This window comes from Rhizobium sp. BK275 (genome assembly GCF_014193555.1).
In the GTDB taxonomy this organism is placed as follows: domain Bacteria; phylum Pseudomonadota; class Alphaproteobacteria; order Rhizobiales; family Rhizobiaceae; genus Rhizobium.
The window spans coordinates 1-1,113 of record NZ_JACHZL010000019.1; the positions used below are offsets into that span (position 1 = coordinate 1).

The following is a 1,113-nucleotide window of genomic DNA, read 5'->3' on the forward strand; positions in this document are numbered from 1 at the left end:
TGGAGAATCTATCCCAAGCGCATCATGCCGTTTTTGAGGGTAGGGGATCATGCCCCGTCTTGCAAATGTGTGAGGAAGACCTCGGCCGGCGTTCGATAACCGAGGCACTTTCTCGGCTGGTCGTTGAGCTGACGGGCGAGCTGGATCAGGTCATGTTGCGAGACGGCCGTCAGGTCCGTCTCGCCTGGCATGAAGCGCCGGATGCGCTTGTTGGTGTTTTCCACCGCGCCTTTCTGCCACGGTGCGCTGGGATCGCAGAACCAGCTGCGTGCGCCGATGCCATCTTCCAAAGCCCTGAATCCGGCAAACTCCGTGCCGCGGTCGAAGGTGAAGCTCTGGCGTGCGAATGCCGGCAAAGGAGAGAATGCTTCGATGATCTTGTCCATGATCGGCCGCGAGTGCCGGCTCTGGTTCTTGATCATCACGGTGTAACGGCTTTTGCGTTCGACCAATGAGGTGAGGTTGGCAGGACCCATATCACGTCGGAAGATCAGCAGGTCGCCCTCCCAATGGCCGAATTGCGATCGATCCCCAATAAAATCAGGCCGTTGCGATATCTTGTAGGCTCCAGGAAACACGCTGTCGCGGGGCTTCCTGGAGCCGCGAGGACGGCGTTTGCGGCGCGCTTCGGGCAAGTAGCGATAGAGGCCCAACCCGTAATCTTCCTTGCCATAGACGAAGCGATAGATCGTTTCGGCGCAAATCCGAACGAGAGTGAGGCCGTCCGCCCACAGGCGGCCGGCGATCTGCTCGGGCGACCAGGAGGCCTGCAATCTGTCGATGACCAGTTCGCGCAATTGCGGATGCCGTCTGAGCTTCCGCAGGCGTTGCCGCCGGTCCTTGGCGATGTCGTTGGCAACCGTCGAGTAATAGCCGCTATATTCGGGAAGCTCGCGATCATGAAACGTATTGCGCCGGATCTCGCGATAGATCGTCGAACGGTGTCGTCCGAGCTGGCGCGCCATCTCATTGACCGGCACCTTACGTTCGACAAGCTGGTGCAGACGGCGTCGGTCGGCGAGGGTCAATTGCAAATAGCATCGAGACATTCCAAAATCTCCAAAGGGAAGCCATTGTTTTTCTGGCATGTCGCGCTTGGAAATAGAATGTACC

1 protein-coding gene and 1 pseudogene are annotated in these 1,113 nt (G+C 58.5%); one reads left to right on the forward strand and one right to left on the reverse strand.

Features of this window, described 5'->3' with window-relative positions; all coding sequences use genetic code 11:
• Positions 1–47: 47 nt before the first annotated feature.
• Complete coding sequence (locus FHT82_RS30175; RefSeq protein ID WP_246698276.1) at positions 48–1,004, reverse strand: IS30 family transposase; 957 nt, start codon at positions 1,002–1,004, stop codon at positions 48–50.
• Here FHT82_RS30175 and FHT82_RS30495 point away from each other — a divergent pair.
• Positions 900–1,113 (forward strand): annotated as a pseudogene (locus FHT82_RS30495) (hypothetical protein); the annotation flags it as partial. The gene FHT82_RS30175 and the pseudogene FHT82_RS30495 overlap by 105 nt on opposite strands.